General features: G+C 41.7%; 14 protein-coding genes. 2 read left to right on the forward strand and 12 right to left on the reverse strand.

The genetic code is table 11. The annotated features are described in order from the left end of the window. Positions 1-320: 320 nt before the first annotated feature. From gcvH to plsB, 9 genes are all read right to left on the reverse strand, one after another. Positions 321-695 carry a glycine cleavage system protein GcvH gene (gene gcvH / locus SE27_RS07580; RefSeq protein WP_039622255.1) on the reverse strand — a complete coding sequence of 125 codons (375 nt, stop codon included), beginning with the start codon at positions 693-695 and terminating at the stop codon, positions 321-323. Positions 696-858: 163 nt separating this feature from the next. Further along, positions 859-1,311, reverse strand: a complete 453-nt coding sequence (locus SE27_RS07585; protein WP_039622256.1) for a MaoC family dehydratase — start codon at positions 1,309-1,311, stop codon at positions 859-861. Beyond that, on the reverse strand, positions 1,311-3,164 hold the full coding sequence (locus SE27_RS07590; protein ID WP_039622257.1) for an ABC transporter ATP-binding protein: 1,854 nt from the start codon (positions 3,162-3,164) through the stop codon (positions 1,311-1,313). The genes SE27_RS07585 and SE27_RS07590 overlap by 1 nt, the downstream gene beginning before the upstream one ends. Positions 3,165-3,185: 21 nt before the next feature. Continuing rightward, positions 3,186-4,460 carry a mechanosensitive ion channel family protein gene (locus tag SE27_RS07595; protein WP_039622259.1) on the reverse strand — a complete coding sequence of 425 codons (1,275 nt, stop codon included), beginning with the start codon at positions 4,458-4,460 and terminating at the stop codon, positions 3,186-3,188. Between the two features lie 235 nt (positions 4,461-4,695). Continuing rightward, positions 4,696-5,232, reverse strand: a complete 537-nt coding sequence (locus SE27_RS07600; protein ID WP_039622261.1) for a DUF2058 domain-containing protein — start codon at positions 5,230-5,232, stop codon at positions 4,696-4,698. 14 nt (positions 5,233-5,246) lie between these two features. Beyond that, a complete protein-coding gene (locus tag SE27_RS07605) occupies positions 5,247-5,921 on the reverse strand; it encodes a YoaK family protein (RefSeq protein ID WP_039622263.1) in 675 nt (224 codons plus the stop codon). 32 nt (positions 5,922-5,953) lie between these two features. Further along, on the reverse strand, positions 5,954-7,147 hold the full coding sequence (sstT, locus tag SE27_RS07610) for a serine/threonine transporter SstT (RefSeq protein WP_039622265.1): 1,194 nt from the start codon (positions 7,145-7,147) through the stop codon (positions 5,954-5,956). 260 nt (positions 7,148-7,407) lie between these two features. Continuing rightward, on the reverse strand, positions 7,408-9,132 hold the full coding sequence (locus SE27_RS07615) for a SulP family inorganic anion transporter (protein ID WP_039622267.1): 1,725 nt from the start codon (positions 9,130-9,132) through the stop codon (positions 7,408-7,410). A 247-nt stretch (positions 9,133-9,379) separates the two neighbouring features. Continuing rightward, complete coding sequence (gene plsB, locus SE27_RS07620; protein ID WP_039623876.1) at positions 9,380-11,881, reverse strand: glycerol-3-phosphate 1-O-acyltransferase PlsB; 2,502 nt, start codon at positions 11,879-11,881, stop codon at positions 9,380-9,382. A 272-nt stretch (positions 11,882-12,153) separates the two neighbouring features. Between plsB and cysK the strand changes: the two genes are divergently transcribed. Together cysK and SE27_RS07630 are read left to right on the forward strand one after the other, a co-directional pair. Continuing rightward, a complete protein-coding gene (cysK, locus tag SE27_RS07625) occupies positions 12,154-13,152 on the forward strand; it encodes a cysteine synthase A (RefSeq protein WP_039622269.1) in 999 nt (332 codons plus the stop codon). 234 nt (positions 13,153-13,386) lie between these two features. After that, the gene (locus tag SE27_RS07630) at positions 13,387-14,304 is read left to right on the forward strand and encodes a LysR family transcriptional regulator (RefSeq protein ID WP_039622272.1); all 918 of its coding nucleotides are present in this window, start codon (positions 13,387-13,389) and stop codon (positions 14,302-14,304) included. A gap of 68 nt (positions 14,305-14,372) precedes the next feature. Here SE27_RS07630 and SE27_RS07635 read toward each other — a convergent pair whose 3' ends face one another. From SE27_RS07635 to pcaF, 3 genes are all read right to left on the reverse strand, one after another. After that, complete coding sequence (locus SE27_RS07635; protein ID WP_039622274.1) at positions 14,373-15,086, reverse strand: SIR2 family NAD-dependent protein deacylase; 714 nt, start codon at positions 15,084-15,086, stop codon at positions 14,373-14,375. A gap of 156 nt (positions 15,087-15,242) precedes the next feature. Beyond that, the gene (pcaD, locus tag SE27_RS07640) at positions 15,243-16,019 is read right to left on the reverse strand and encodes a 3-oxoadipate enol-lactonase (RefSeq protein ID WP_039622276.1); all 777 of its coding nucleotides are present in this window, start codon (positions 16,017-16,019) and stop codon (positions 15,243-15,245) included. A gap of 70 nt (positions 16,020-16,089) precedes the next feature. Beyond that, positions 16,090-17,123: 3-oxoadipyl-CoA thiolase (gene pcaF, locus SE27_RS07645; RefSeq protein WP_455549975.1), on the reverse strand; the 1,034-nt coding region annotated here is incomplete at its 5' end.

The raw sequence follows: 17,123 nt of genomic DNA on the forward strand, positions 1-17,123 counted from the left end.
AGTGAATATGGTCGTGATGGGAGAGGAGCACGGCGTAAATCGTTCAGACTTAGAAGGAAATATTATAATTATGGGCCATAAGCACAAACAGGATTGAGTTATCGACGCCGGCAATAAAGTGTATCGCCTTATGCTCAGAAAGTCTATTTTTTAATAATAATTAATAAAAATAATCATTATTTCGCATATTTTTTAGATTAAATATCGTATTGTGATTTTTTATCCAAAATTATTATTTTCGACTTAAGTAAACTCAAGCTTTATAACAGGGCTAAAAAAATCAGTCCGAAGACTGACTTTTTATTTCATAAAAGCTGGTTTTATAAACCGGCTTGGTATTGATCACTGGAAAGTAATTGTTCAACATCAGCCATATTGTCAGGCTTAATTTTATAAATCCAGCCTTTGCCATACGGATCATCATTGACAAAATCTGGATCATCTTCTAAAGCAGCATTGACTTCGACCACTTCGCCAGAAACAGGGGCATGAATATCAGAGGCAGTTTTTACCGATTCAACCACACCCGCTTGCTGACCCGCGGTGATTTTCTGTCCCACATCCGGTGCTTCCACATAGACCAAATCGCCCAAAGCATCTTGTGCATGGTTGGAAATACCAGTAATCACCAGATCACCTTCAACTTTAACCCATTCATGCGTACTGACATATTTTAATTCTGAGGGATGATTCATGGATGACTCCTTGTTAAATATTTAAAGCATTTTGGCCATGTTTTATACAGGTTTTTTTATAAAAACAAAAGCTTAACTATTCAAATTGGCTCTATCTTGATTTTTAGAGACGATTTTTCCGTATAAAACCGACTCAAACATAAAGCCTAGACACGCAATCTTTTTAATCACAGTGCTTGAACGTCTTTTTAAACACCAAAATTTTTGTGGTCGAGATCAGTACCGGCTCATGCTTTTGATTGAGCGTGTGCGTCACATAACTGACCATCGCGCGGTCATTTTTACTTTTCGATGCTGTAATGGCAACAATTTCAACTTCAACATGAAGGATATCGCCCGGACGCGTCGGACGTGGCCAACGCAGATTGGATTCTGAACCAATAAGTCCGTAGGCCACTGGAAAACACTCTGTCCATAAGCGCATGGTGATGGCCGAGGTATGCCAACCACTGGCGGCTATGCCTTGAAAAATTGGATGACTTTGGGCTTGCTCTTCATCCGTATGAAAAACTTGTGGATCATAGGCTTGAGCGAACTGTTTAATTTCATCCAAGGTCATTAGATAGTCACGACTGATAAAACGATCACCAATCTGGATATCTTCTAAGTACAGCATTAATCTTGCTCCTTGTTAGTGATTAATTGCTGTTCTAGCAAAAAGCCACCGGTTTGTCGTTGCCATAAACGCGCATAAATTCCATTTAAAGCCACCAATTCATCATGGGTGCCTTGTTCTGCAATGTGGCCTTCATCTAACACAATTAAACGATCCATCTGCGCAATGGTCGACAAGCGATGCGCAATGGCGATCACGGTTTTGCCTTGCATTAAATCATCTAAGCTTGATTGAATGGCCGCTTCTACTTCTGAGTCTAAGGCACTGGTGGCTTCATCTAAAATTAAGATCGGCGCATCTTTTAAAAACACCCGTGCAATGGCAATACGTTGACGCTGTCCGCCCGAGAGTTTCACACCGCGCTCACCGACATAGGCGTCATAGCCTGATTTACCGCGTGAATCGGTAAGTTGCGGAATAAAATCTTCTGCTTTGGCTTTACGCACCGCATCTAACATTTCTTCATCGCTGGCCTGTGGACGGCCATATTTTATATTTTCTGCAACAGTACGATGCAATAAAGAGGTGTCTTGAGTCACTAAAGCAATATTTTTACGCAAACTGTCTTGAGTGACTTGCGCGATATCTTGACCATCAATCGAAATCCGACCTTCATTTAAGGGATAAAAGTGCAACAACAGTTGAGTTAAGGTTGATTTTCCTGCGCCTGAACGTCCCACCACACCTATTTTTTCGCCCGGTTGAATGGTTAAGTTTAATTGGTCGATGACATTTTTATTGTTATAGGCAAAGCTGACATTTTCAAATTTAATTTCGCCGTGTGGAACCTGTAAGGCTTTTGCATCTTTCTGATCTTGAATGTTAATCGGACGGCCTAAGGTTTTCATACCATCTTGAATGGTACCGACATTTTCAAATAAGGCAGAGGTTTGCCACATCATAAATTCAGCAATGCTGTTGAGTTTTAAAATCATGGCGGTGGTGGCAGCAATAATACCGAGTTCAGCTTTACCGTTCATCCATAGCCAAATGGCTGTACCCAAAACCCCACCATACAGCACCACACTCAGCAAATTAATGCTAATTTCATACTGTACGCCTAAGCGCATTTGCTTATACACGGTCAGCATAAACCCTTGCATCGACTCTTTGGCATACTGACTTTCACGGCCAGCATGGGCAAATAATTTGACCGTTTGAATATTGGTATAGGCATCGGTAATACGGCCTGTCATTTCTGCGCGCGCATCGGCTTGTTTGTTGGAAATTCGGCTTAAACGTGGAATAAAGAAGCAGGCGGCCACAATAAACAAAAACAGCCACAGCATCAGCGGCACAATCAGCAGTGGAGAAATTGCACCCAAGACCACACTGATGGTGACAAAATAGATCAGCACGTAGGCCAACATATCACCCAAAATCACCCAGAACTCACGGACTGCCAGCGAGGTTTGCATGACTTTGGCCGATAGACGCCCAGCAAAATCACTGTGGAAAAAATCTAAGCTTTGTTGCAGCAGTAGATTGTGAAAACGCCAACGCAAACGCATCGGAAAAGAGCTGTATAAAACTTGATGCTTCACAATCGACTGCATACTGGAAAAAAAGATATTGGCCAGTAAAATAGCACTTAATAGAATGAGGTTGTTTTGATGTTGCGCTAAAAAGGTGTCGGGCTGGCTTTTACTGAGCCAATTGACCAAATCGCCAATTTTTGCATACAGCACTGCTTCAAAACTGGCCGCACCTGCGGTAAACAAAATCAACAACAATAAATAGGGGCGAACGCCTTTTGCTGCTTGCCAGACAAAAGGAAAAAAGCGCGTGGGAAGCGGTTTGTTTAAATCTTTCGTAGGATAAGGATCGACCAGTTTTTCAAACCACTTCAACATATCAGGCGCTCGTGACGATATTTACAATTTTACAGAGGGGAGATGATACGGTTTTTCTCGAGAGCTGTCTGCGAGGTGTTTAAAATCAGCACCGGAAGGTGCTTGATACACCTGTAAGCCAAACTCGGGAATAATCGCAATCAGATGATCAAAGATATCCGATTGTATCGCTTCATAATCTTTCCATACAGTGGTATTTGTAAAAGCATAGATCTCTAATGGCAAACCTTCACTGGTGGGTTGTAACTGACGCACCATCAGCGATTGATTTTGTGAAATTCCAGCGTGTTGTTTTAAATAAAATTCAACATAAGCGCGGAAGGTACCTAAATTGGTCAAACGGCGCTGATTGTAGACCGATTGATTCGACAGTTGATGATTAAAATCTTCCAGCTCGTTTTGTTTGGTATTTAAATACTGATCCAACAATAAAAAATCTTGTAGTCTTTTTTGTTCTTCTTCACTCATAAAATGCACGCTACTTTGATCAATAAATATAGCACGTTTGATACGGCGTACGCCGGCATGTGCCATTCCACGCCAGTTTTTAAAGGTATCTGTGACCAAGCGATTGGTGGGGATGGTGGTCAGCGTTTTATCAAAATTCTGTACGGTAATGGTGTGTAATGACATATCAATGACATCACCATCGGCATTTAAGCTGGGCATTTCAATCCAGTCGCCTAGACGCACCATGTCGTAAGATGAAATTTGCACCGAGGCCACCAAAGACAAAATAGTATTTTGAAACACCAACATCAATACAGCGGCCATGGCACCAAAGCCTGCCAAGAGAGTAAAGACATCTTTGTTTAAGAATGTGCCTAAAATCATCAAGCCACAAATGATATAAATTAACAGTTTGACCAGTTGTAAATAGCCCTTAATCGGCTTATTTCTAGATTTAGGATTGCGCTGATAAATCAGATTAAATACATTTAATAATTGGCTAATCGCTAAGGCAATGGTCAAGAAAATAAAGGCTTGCGCAGCCATTTGTACCAAAACAATGACTTTTTGAGACAAATGTGGAACCGTGATAATGCCATTCATAATCACAATTGCCGGCACAATATTGGCCACTCGGCTGATGACACTGTGCTGCGATAAAATGGCATTATTGGCAAATTTCATTTTTAAAATGAGTTTGCGAATTCCTCTGACCACCACTTGCTTGGCAATAAAATTGGCCAATATAGCAAATAACAACAAAAGACCGAGTGAGGTTAGCATTTCTAACCAAGGATATTGATCTGACCATTCTTGAATATTTTGAATAAAAGCAAAATGCTTCAAAAGTACACCTTTAACGTGATAATTTAAAAATTATTGCTAGTCTATATAGTTATGTTTTATTTGCTGTTAAAGATAACCTTTTATATACATTTAGCCAAAGCGAATTAACGGCATCGGCGCAGATTGGCCAGCGAATAAGCAGGTTTTTTATTTTTATCAGATATTGTATTTTTATTGATTGAAAGCTCTATCTATACGCATATAGATAGAGCGGTTTGATGGCCTTTAAATATACTTACCACATTAAATCATCAGGAATAACATAGGCTGCGTATGGGTCTTCTTCATCGGTAATCTGTTCATTTTTTTGTGAATTATTCACGATGATAAAGCCGGTCATTTTCGCATTAATCCGGTCCGCCAGTATTTTAGGCAAAACGGCATAACTGTCATCTTCTTTGGCAATCACCAAGGAACCTGAAACCAGTGCATTATAAATTTGTTGATTGAGATAAATCTTTTTCACTTTGCTTTCATCAATAAATTGATAGGCCACATCACCATCTAGCTGATGGATTTTATGCTGACTGATCATTTGTACGATGGCGGCTTTAAGCTCTTTACCTTGCAAGAGACGTTTTTTTTCTAAGTCTAAGGCTTGATCTTTGGCCAGTTTTTGCTCTTTATCTTGCGCGATTTTGGCTTTTAATTCAGCTTCGTTGCTTTGACCGGTACGCTGTTCATGTACGGCTTGTTTCGACAGCTTCTTGGCCTTTTTATTATCAACTAAACCGGCTTTTAGCAATTGTGCTTGTAATGCATTTTTGACCATAATAAATTCCGAAATTAATTTTCAATACGTTGATGACGAAAATAGATGACCCAATAAATCACGCTGAGTAAGGCACTCAAAAGTGCAGGAATCAAGAAAGCATTTAGTTTTAAATGTGGATAAAGCCAACTGGCCAGTAAGCCACCAACTAAAAATCCACTTAAAATTGCCAAATGCAAAATCACACGCCGACGATCGACCCATAAGCCGCGTACGCGATAGCCCAAAGCTAAACCTAAATCCGTCAGTACACCGGATAAATGCGTGGTACGAATAATGGTGCCTTTATAATGGCTGACCATGGCATTTTGTATGCCCATGGCCACTGCTGCCCAGAGTAGCGCATAGCGCGGAAAGTAGGGCAGAAAAAACCAACACAGCACAATAAAAAGAGCCACCAAGCTTAACGGTAGGCCGTAACGCCGTCCCAAGCTAAACTGGCTATTTCCCAAGATTAAGCCACTATAAAAAGAGCCAATCACATAACACAGCACCACAAGAGCTAAATAAATAACCGCCTCAAGCTTCCCGTTCAGGACGGCCATGGCAAACATACTGACATTACCGGTCATGTGCGAGACAGACTGATGTAAGACCGTCAGTAATCCCAGCACATTAATCATGCCTGCATTGACTGCAAGACAAAAGGCTGCCCATTGAATCCACAGGGGTAAAGTCTGAAAAGGCATAACGTCATTAAAAACTCTGAATGAGGTCTATCTTAATCGAAACCGCGGTCCGCAGCAGTAGTAAACAGCACATCCGTTGAAGAATTTAAGGCGGTTTCTGTTGAATCTTGCAGTACGCTAATCATCATACCAATTGCCACCACTTGCATGGCGATATCCGAGCTAATCCCAAACAGACCACAAGCAACAGGAATTAGCAGCAATGAGCCGCCGGCTACACCAGAGGCACCGCAAGCTGAAACAGTGGCCAAGACCGATAACACCAACATGGTGGTGAAGTCGACTGAAATTCCCAAAGTATTCACCGTGGCTAAGGTGAGTACCGTAATGGTGACTGATGCACCGGCCATATTAATGGTGGCACCCAAAGGAATGGCAACGCTGGCGGTAGATTCGTTTACCCCTAAGCGCTTGGCTAAATCTAGATTGACCGGAATATTGGCGGCTGAACTGCGGGTAAAAAATGCAGTAATGCCACTTTCACGTAAGCATTGAAACACCAAGGGATAGGGGTTTTGACGAGTGACAAAACCGACCATCAATGGATTAATGATCAGTGCCACAAAGACCATGGTACCGACCAACACCGCCAATAAATGCGCGTAGCTTGCTAAGGTACTCAAGCCGGCTTGGGCAAATGTCACTGCAACCAAACCAAAAATACCCACTGGTGCAAAATTAATCACCAAGCGAATAACATGATTAACAGCATTGGCTGCATCGGTCAGCAATACTTTGGTGGTGTCACTGGCGTGTCGAAATGCCACCCCTAAAGCCACTGCCCACGCTAAAATTCCGATAAAGTTGGCTTCACCAATGGCCACGATAGGATTGGCAACAAAGCTCAACAGTAGATTTTTTAAGATTTCGGTTAAGCTACCCGGTGGCTGCAATTGGGTTTCTGGCAAAATATCTAAAAATAAATGACTTGGAAAAACAATACTGGCAATCACGGCGCTGAGCGCGGCCAAGAACATACCAATACTGTACATAGCAAGAATGGGTTTGATTTTAGCGCTATGACCTATTTTAAAATTGGCAATCGAAGATAAGACCAAAACAAAAACCAAAATAGGTGCAACAGATTTTAGTGCTTTAATAAATAAGTCACCCAAAAGACTTAAATAAGGAGCAACATTAGGGAAAAGTAATGCGACCCCAATACCTAAAATAATGGCAATAATAATTCGGGAGACTAAACTTAAACGTCTTAAAGCAGAAAACATAGAAATGCCATGTGAGAATAACGAGGATTTAAAAAACCACAAATAAGTCTGTTATTTTATACCTAAAATGTGAATGCCTTAAGTTAATTTTCATATAAAAACTAACCACTTATTTTTCAAGTAGATATTTTGCAAAACAAAAGTCTATTTTTGTATAAAGTTGAATTTAGGCTTCATACATTTTGATTAAATATCATTTTTAATTCTATCTTGCTCAAAAATATCTACTTTTAATAGCATAACTGATTCTAAATTGCATCTTAAAAACTCTCTGGAGCTAGCTCTTGCATCGCCTGAAAGTGGGTTAAATATATTTTTCCACTGAGCTGTTGCAGTAATTTTGAACGCTGTAGTTTATCCATCACTGGGCCTTTGACTTCTGAAAAGTGCAATTGAATATTTAATTTTTTCAGTTCTGCATTAATATCTTCGAGCATCTCTAAAGCACTTAAATCAATGTTACTGATACTGGAGCAATTAATCACCACGTGTTCAAGTGCATTATTTTGACTAACGGCATTAATTAAAAAACCTTTCAGCATCTGTGCATTTAAAAAACTGAGATTCTCATCAATGCGCATAGACAGTAGTTTTGATGAGGTTTGGACGGCATGGCGTTGCACGTTTCTAAAATGTTGAGTGCCTTCCACCAAGCCAATCACGGCAATATGTGGGCGGCTGATTCGCCACAACAACAGAATAAAAGTCGAAACAATCCCAATCATTAAACCGGTGGAAATATCAATACATACCACGCTAAAAAAAGTAATCCACATGGCGATGCCATCGGCTTTTGAATAACGCCATGTTTCAATAAACGGTTTAAAGTCAACCAGTTTCCAAATGGAAACAATAATAGTGGCCGCCAAAATAGCCAAAGGCAAATCGCTAAAAAATCCAGTAAAATACAGACTGACCATCACAATCAGCAGTGATGATAAAACACCGGCCATCGGCGTTTTTGCCCCTGAATCGGCATTAACCACGGTACGTGACAAACTACCAGTCACCGGAAAAGCCGAGCTTAAACCGGCGCTTAAATTGGCCAAACCTAACGCCACCAATTCTTGGTTACTGTTAAGGTTACTGCGCTGCTGTAGCGCCGTAGCTTGAGCAATCGACAAAGACTCGACAAAGCTAATCATGGCAATCATCGCTGCACCAGGCAATAAAGTCATCACCAGTTTCATATCCCAATAGGGCATGCTCAGCGGGGGAAAGCCGGAAGGAATTTCCCCGACGGTCTGAATACCGAAATCTTTAAGATTCAGAAAATAAACCGCTGAAATAGAGGCGATGACCAATACCAAAGGTAAGGCTTTGGCAATAAAAGCACTGGATCGAATGCGCTGCTGTACGCTGTTTAAGCTTAAGAGTTTAGGAACATAGATCAGAAACAATAAAGCCAATAGGCCAAAAATAAGCGTTGCGAGACTACTTTGACCTATATGCTGCCAAAGACTGAGCAAAAATTCAGGAATATTGTTGGCTTTTAACGGTAAGTCAACCAAGAATTTGAATTGTCCCAAAGCGATGAGAAGCGCCGAAGCAATAATAAAACTTTGAATCACCGGATGGCTAATCAGTTGAATTAGAAAGCCAAATTTAAACATACCCAGCAGTAAAGAGATGACCCCGACCAGTACGGCAAGTAAGCATGCTGCTTGAATATAAGCCTCTGAACCGGCTTCAAATAATGGGCTGAGCGTAGCAAACGTCATCATGGAAATAATGGCCACAGGGCCAATCGACAGCGTTGGACTGCTTCCCACCATGGCATAGACAATCATTGGCAAGATACTGGCATACAAGCCCATGATTGGCGGCAAACCGGCCAGCATAGAATAGGCCATGCCTTGCGGGACCAACATGGCAATCACAATTAAGGCCGACAATACATCAGATTTAAACTTTGCTCGGTCATAGTGGCTCAACCATTGCCATGCCGGTAATATTTTGCTTAAGCGAGCATTAAAATCTGACATAGTTAAATCTAAATCACTAAATTAGATATATTATGCATAAAAAATGCTAACAAGTCTTAAAACAAATCAAATTGATGTTTTTATTTTAATAAAGCTGCCTGATTTAACTTAAAATTTTTAAATCTATTCAAGCAGTCTAGAGCAAATGATGATGAAATAAAGCCACTGAGAAAGGGCATGACAATGAACACAGATGAGGGATTTAAAGCAATCAAAGCCGCATCTGCGTTCAAAAGATCAATCGGCCTTATTTTTTATCCAACTGCTTAAAGGTTTTGAGTTCTTTTTCATTAAACTGTGATGCTGTAAGAATCGCTTTAGCAATATCAGCGCCGTACCAGTGAAAAATACTCAATATTTTTGCTTCAAAATCATCACTCACCTGTAAAACGCCGTCCGTTATACTGAGTAAATCATGCTGTTGCAGGCTGCTGCTAAAGCTTTTGAGCGTGGCGCTATCAAAATAATAGACCGAAGGTATTTTGCCAGTCTGTGCCAGTTTTTGCAGCACGGCTTTGCTCATTTTCTCTAATTCTTTAATGCTTAACGATCCCGTCACGGCAAACTGATTCAATAACGCGCTCATAATCAGCATATTGTTCAGACTGGCACTGCACAATTGTGCCAGCGTTTTTAGCTTATGCTGCATTGCTTGATCAGGCACAGCGGCAATACTGCTGTCATGCTGAACAATCCAGCCCAACTGCGCTAAACTGCTTAAGATTAGATCAATTTGATGCTCTAATTCTGCACTCTGCCATTTTAAGAAAAATTCTTCTTTTAAATAAGGGTAGATGCGACGAATGGTATTGATTAAAGCATCACGTGAGATTTTTTGATAAGTATGAATTACTAAGGCAATCAATGCCGGCAAGATAAAACAATGCAGAATATTGTTATTAAAATAACTCAATAAAATTTTCTGACTTTCTGCCACGCGAATCGATTTTTCATTGTTTTGATTGAAATATTCAACTTGCTTAAGTTTCAGTGCATATTGAATAATTTGCGCACCCGAAAGTTCGGTCAAGATCATGCGGTCATCGTAGTTGGTTTGGCTAAGCAGCAGACGATATTCAGACAGTTGCGTGATTAAATCTTGTTCATTTAAAATATGATGTTCTACGTTGAGTAATATCAGTGAGATAAGCGCAATCGGATTGACCACCACTGCTTTATTGATGTTTTCTAAAATACCATTGGCCACCTGATCTACGCTATTCATCACCACTAAAGGCAATTCATCATTCACCTGCAATTGAATGTGATCGGCTTGATGGCGCTGTAGAACAGCATCTAAGAAAATCGGTTCGCCAAAGTTAACATGCACTTGACCAAAGACTTTTTCAATTTTACGCGCTGAACGTAAGATGCCCCAAATTGATTCTGCCTGTTTGGGTTTGCCTTTTAATTCATTCAGATAAGATGTGCCTTCCATCAGCTTTTCATAGCCAAAATAAGTGGGAATAAAAGCAATTGGTTTGGTGGCACCGCGCAAATGGCTTTGCACTGTCATCGACAGCATGCCTTTTTTCGGTGGTAACAGCAGTCCGGTACGTGAGCGTCCACCTTCAATAAAGTACTCTAATGGCGTATTGCGCGACAATAGACTGTGTAAGTATTCTTTAAAAACAGAGGTATAGAGTTCATTGCCACTAAAGGTACGGCGAATAAAATAGGCACCTGCACCGCGCATGATTTGCCCCACCACAGGTAAGTTTAAGTTAATCCCTGCGGCAATATGCGGCACCATTAAACCACGGTTAAAAATTACATAGGACAATAATAAATAGTCTATATGGCTACGATGGCAAGGGGTATATACAATTTCGTAGTCTTTTGCCAACTCCCGAACGGTATCGAAATTATGCACCTCAATGCCATCATAAAGTTGTGTCCATAACTTGGTCAGGGCAATTTCGGCAAAGCGCAAGGTTGAATATGAAAAGTCAGACACCACTTCGGTTAAATAACCTTTGGCACGATTTTCTGCTTCAAATAGACTAATTTTATGATCAATACTTTCACGGCGAATGGCATCTCGAACGGTATCGGTCTTCATCAGTTTATTGATTAAGTTACGACGGTCAGACAGATCGGGGCCTAAAATAGCAGCTTTGTATTTATTAAAATTATCATTAATTTCTTTGACAATAAAATGCGCCGGCGAGAAGTTCGGATATTGAATTTGGGCTTGAGTCATCACTGTGCGCAGTGAAATGGCCTTGTGAAATTCAATATAGTTTTCACGGCTATATAAAGAAATATTCAAGGCTTGTTTCAGTTTAGAAGGAGTTGACCATGCATCAGAGAACAACGCTTTAAACCATGAATCTTCATATTCAGGGGCGCGGCCCCACAATACGGTTACCGGCACCAATTCGATGTCATATTCAGCATGCTTATTCAGCGCTTCAATCATACGAATTAATTTTGCTGAATAATGATAGCTTTCATCTTTTAAACTGGGTGCATTTAACGCCAATATGGCGTCATTTTCGTGTAATTCTTCAATATGCAGTGCGCTAAACACTGAAGGTAAATTGCGCGCTTTTGCTTCACTGTCAATCAGGACAGTATTGCTTAATGAGGCATCTTGCAATACATAGCAAATCAGGGTTTTTGTGGGATCGGCTGCGCTAGTTTTTTCTAATGCGCTGGTGTTGCCTAACACTTGAGGCGTCACGATTTTATCTAATATTTTTTGTGTTATTTGTCGATAGAATCGGCTATAGCCTTTATTAGACATTGTATTCCCTAAATTAATTTTCATTTGCCGGATATTGTGTGCAATAAGCGCAATAAATACAAACGTTATTGCTGACAAATTCATCATTTAAGCATCAATGATTAAACATCCCCTTAAAGCTTAAAAACCATTCTTTATACTGTATTTAATGGCTTCAGCTGAGCCAATATCAAGGATAGGTAAATTGAAGCCTCAGCGCTTATCTTCAGCAGGTAAATGGCTTATGATAAAGCCACGACTTTAAAAATCAATAGATCACTCAAGGAGTTAAGATGAGTACTGATTCGGCTTTTCCAACACCCGATAATTTAGGCATTGCAGTTTATAATAATAATGCCGAAGCCATTGGCAACACGCCATTAATTCGGATGAATCGTTTAATGCCGGCATCTGTTACGGTATTGGCTAAAATTGAAAGTCGTAATCCCGCATTTTCAGTCAAATGCCGCGTTGGTGCTGCATTGGTGGCCGATGCTGAAGCCAAAGGTTTATTAAAACCGGGCATGCATATTGTCGAGCCAACCAGTGGCAATACCGGCATTGCATTGGCTTTTGTGGCTGCGGCCAAAGGCTACGCATTGACGCTGACCATGCCCGCCAGTATGAGTGTAGAGCGCCGTAAAGTGCTTAAAGCTTTTGGGGCAAACTTAGTGCTGACAGAGCCGGCCAAAGGCATGCAAGGTGCAGTAGATGAAGCAGTGCGTTTGGCCACTGAACAGCCTGAGCTATATTATTTGCCACAACAATTTGAAAATCCAGCCAACCCTAAAATCCATGAGCAAACCACCGCACCGGAAATTTGGCAAGCCACAGGCGGTCAAGTGGATATTTTGGTTGCAGGCGTGGGCACGGGTGGCACCATTTCAGGGATTGCGCGTTATTTTAAACAGATCAAAAACCAAGCTTTATATACCGTTGCGGTAGAACCGGCTGAATCGCCGATTATAGGACAACGTCTCCGCGGTGAAACCTTAACCCCCGGCCCACATAAAATTCAAGGAATTGGGGCCAATTTTATCCCTAAAAATTTAGCGCTCGATTTGGTCGATGAAGTCGTGGCGATTGAAAGTGCCGAAGCCATTCAATGGGCGCGCAAGATTGCCACGCATGAAGGGATTTTGGTCGGTATTTCTTGTGGTGCTGCGATGGCGGCCGCCGCACAATTGGCGGCACGTCCAGAAAATGCCGGCAAAACCATTGTGGTGATTTTACCCGACAGTGGTGAACGCTATTTATCCTCAGTCTTGTTTGAAGATATTTCTGCTGACTAAACCTGCCTAAACACTTTGGCTTAAATTCAATCTAGTGATTTAAGTCAAAGTGATCTATATACGCCCACACCATTGATGATCAGCACTGAATACGCGCTTTAAATCAACACTGTGCTGGACAAATGATCAGTTAAAATTCTACGTGCGCTTCGGTACAAATCAATATTGGAAATCGGCTGAAAAAGGTAGATGATAGATCCTTAAAGTAGTGCAAAAATCGTAGGATGAAATTTGGTGTTTGAGCTTGATTGTAAATTACTCAGTGTTTTTCTTTATATTTATAAATATAAGAGCGTTTCTGTGGCAGCTGATTATTTATCGATGAGTCAGCCCACGGTGAGTAATATTTTAAATAAAATTCGCCAACATTATAACGACCCACTTTTTTTAAGAATTGGCAATGAAATGGTGCCGACCGAACTATCTAAACAAATTTTTCCTTTGGTCAGTGAAGCGATGAGTAAAATTGAGATTATTAATAATTTTACCATTCACTTTGATCAATCGACCTCGCAGCAACAGTTCACCATTGCCATGACTGATGTCTCGCATTTGGTCTTGGTGCCCAAAATTTCACAGTATTTAAAAAAATACGCACCGCATATTCGTTTAAATGTGCGTGGCATTACCTCTGAAACCAGTTATCAAATGGCCAATGGTGAAATTGATTTGGCGATTGGTTTTCTGCCAAATTTTGAAAATGGCTTTTATCAACAAAAACTCTTTGAACAGTATTATGTGGTGATTGCCTCTAAAAATCATCCGCGTTTAAGTGCCAACAGTTTGACCATTGAACAATATCTCAGTGAATTACATATTGATATTGATGCGGGAATGGGGCATTACCACATTGAAAATGAGCTGCTCAGTTTAGAATTAAAACGTGATATTTTAATGCGTCTGCCGAGCTATTTAGGCGTGGGTTTAGTGGTGCAAGAAACCGATGCTATTGCCACTGTGCCGTATTATTTAAGTGAAGTCTTATTGTCACGCGGCAATTTACAAATCTTTGATGCACCGATTACCTTTCCCACCTATTCGATCAAACAATATTGGCACATGTCGTGCCACCATAAAACCAGCCATCAATGGTTACGCCAAATGTGTTATGAGCTGTTTAGCCACATTAATGAAACCGAGCGCGTAATCTAAAATCGACAGCTGAGTGCTTAACTTAAAACTCAAAAGCACCCACAGCGATAACATGATCCTGCTTTAAGTTAAGTGATTAAAAAACGCTGGTGTAGGGTATCAAAAAGGTGTTGCATACCTTGCGTTGCCGTTTGTGCAATCAGATGATACTGCGTAGGCACACGTAAATAGTCAGCTTTGGGGTCGATGTAATAGGCTTCACAGTGCTTAGAGATTTCATGAATTAAGCCGGCCACAGGATAGACCACCAAACTTGAGCCAATGACAATAAAAATATCAGCAGCCTGCACCCGTTGCAGCGCAGTTTCATAGGCGGGGACTGCTTCTCCAAACCACACCACATGCGGACGTAGCGCATAGCCTTGCGGACAGTGATCGCGCTCTAAATTTAATTCTGCACCGTGAATGGGATAAAAAGTTTCAGAATACTGCGCATCGGGGGCAGAGCTTTTGGCCAAACGAATATTGCCATGTAAATGCAGCACTTCGGCACTGCCGGCACGTTCATGCAAATCATCTATATTTTGGGTAATCACGCTACAATCGGCAAAATTTTGAATTTTAGCAATCAGTTGATGTGCCACATTGGGCTGTGCTGCTAATATATCTTTACGCCGTGCATTATAAAAACGTTGCACCAATTCAGGATTCTTTTGCCATGCGTCCGGCGTGGCCACCTCTTCAATTTTATAGTTTTCCCACAGACCATTGCCATCTCGAAAGGTATGAATGCCGCTTTCGGCGCTCATTCCTGCGCCAGAAAAAATCACGATTTTGGGCATATCGAAAACTCTATATTTTGAAATAGGTAGCTTTATCATAGCGGATGGATGGTTTTATAGGGATTTATCTTACCTGCTTAATTTGAAAATCTGAATTTTACCAGCACATAAAAAAGCCCGCAGCTGTTTGTGCGGGCCAGCAGATTTATTACAGGATTAAGCTATAAATTGTTGTACTGCTTGATTGAATTGCTCAGGAGATTCAACATTAGAAATATGCGAGGCATTGATTTCAACCAGTTCAGCCTTAGCAATACGCTCAAGCATGAATTGCGCGTCTAGAACGGTGGTCACCGGATCTTGCTGACCGGCAATAATCAATACAGGCACGTCAATCGTTTGAATTTGTGCTGTTAAATCGGCTTCAGCTAAAGCTTCACAGCAATTGGCATAACCTTGCGCACTACCCGCGGCTAAGCTTTTTTGCAGTTCAGCCACAGTGTCTGCATGATTTGCAATAAAGTGTTCGGTAAACCAACGCGCCGCAGCGGTTGCAGCAATCGGTTGTAGACCTTGTTCACGCACCAGTGCTGCACGCTCATTCCACGCCTGTTGTTGACCCACTTTGGCTGCGGTGTTGCTGATCACCACGTGATGAAAGCGTTTTGGATGATGAATCGCCAACCATTGACCGGTTAAACCGCCCATGGAAATGCCACAAAAATTGGCTTGATCAATCTTTAAATGATCGAGCAGATTAATGACATCTTGCCCCAATTGTTCAAGCGTATAAGGGCCTTGTGGACTAGAGGACTCACCGTGACCGCGCGTGTCATAACAAATGACAAAAAAATCATTTTTGAAATGATCAATTTGCGCTTGCCACATCCGATAATTGGTGCCGAGCGAGTTTGAAAAAATGATTGCCGGATGGCTTATATCACCAAACGTTTGATAATGAATGTGTGCATCTTGAGAGCTAAAAGTAGGCATGGAATTCCTTATATTTCTAGTGCTGCCGCACACGGAGCCAGATAAAAACCGAGTTGCGGCAGTGAATTAATTAAACGCGCTCAATAATTAAAGCGATACCTTGACCGACGCCAATACACATCGAGCACAGTGCATATTGTCCATTTGTGGCTTCGAGTTGATTCAATGCCGTGGTGACCAAACGCGCGCCCGATGCACCCAGTGGATGACCGATGGCAATCGCGCCACCATTGGGATTGACTTGGGTGGTGCCATCTTGCAGACCTAAATCGCGTGTGACCGCCAAGGCTTGCGCAGAGAATGCTTCATTCAGCTCAATCACATCCATTTGCTCAAGGGTTAAACCAGTTTGTTGAAGCAGTTTTTTAATTGCTGGGGCAGGACCAAAGCCCATAATTCGTGGTTCGACACCCACCACCGTTGCGCCAATAATTTTGGCGCGTGCTTTTAGACCATATTCGGCAATGGCTTCATCGGAGGCAATCAGCAGTGCTGCGGCACCATCATTAATGCCCGAGGCATTGCCCGCCGTTACTGTACCGTCTGCTTGCACCACCGGTTTTAATTTATTTAAAGTCTCTAGCGTGGTGGACGCACGTGGATGTTCATCAGAAGAGACTATGATCGGATCGCCTTTGCGCTGTGGAATAACCACAGGCACAATTTCTTGCTCAAAGAAGCCACGCGCTTGTGCTGCTGCAGTGCGTTGCTGACTTTGCAGCGCAAACTGATCTTGGTCAGCACGATTAACATTGAATTGTTGGGCTACGTTTTCTGCCGTTTGCGGCATGCTCTCGACGCCATACATCTCTTTAAGTTTTGGATTGATAAAACGCCAACCCATGGTGGTGTCTTCAAGTTTTTGGCTACGACCAAACGCACTTTCTGATTTCCCCATCACCAAAGGCGCACGCGACATGCTTTCTACGCCACCGGCAATGATTAAATGCGCTTCACCAGCTTTAATGGCACGTGCCGCCATCGCTACCGCATCAAGCGATGAACCACACAAGCGATTCACTGTGGTGGCGGGAACTTCAACCGGTAAACCCGCCAATAGTGCAGACATCCGACCGACGTTACGGTTGTCTTCACCGGCTTGAT

The sequence above is a fragment of the Acinetobacter harbinensis genome, assembly GCF_000816495.1.
Classification (GTDB): domain Bacteria; phylum Pseudomonadota; class Gammaproteobacteria; order Pseudomonadales; family Moraxellaceae; genus Acinetobacter; species Acinetobacter harbinensis.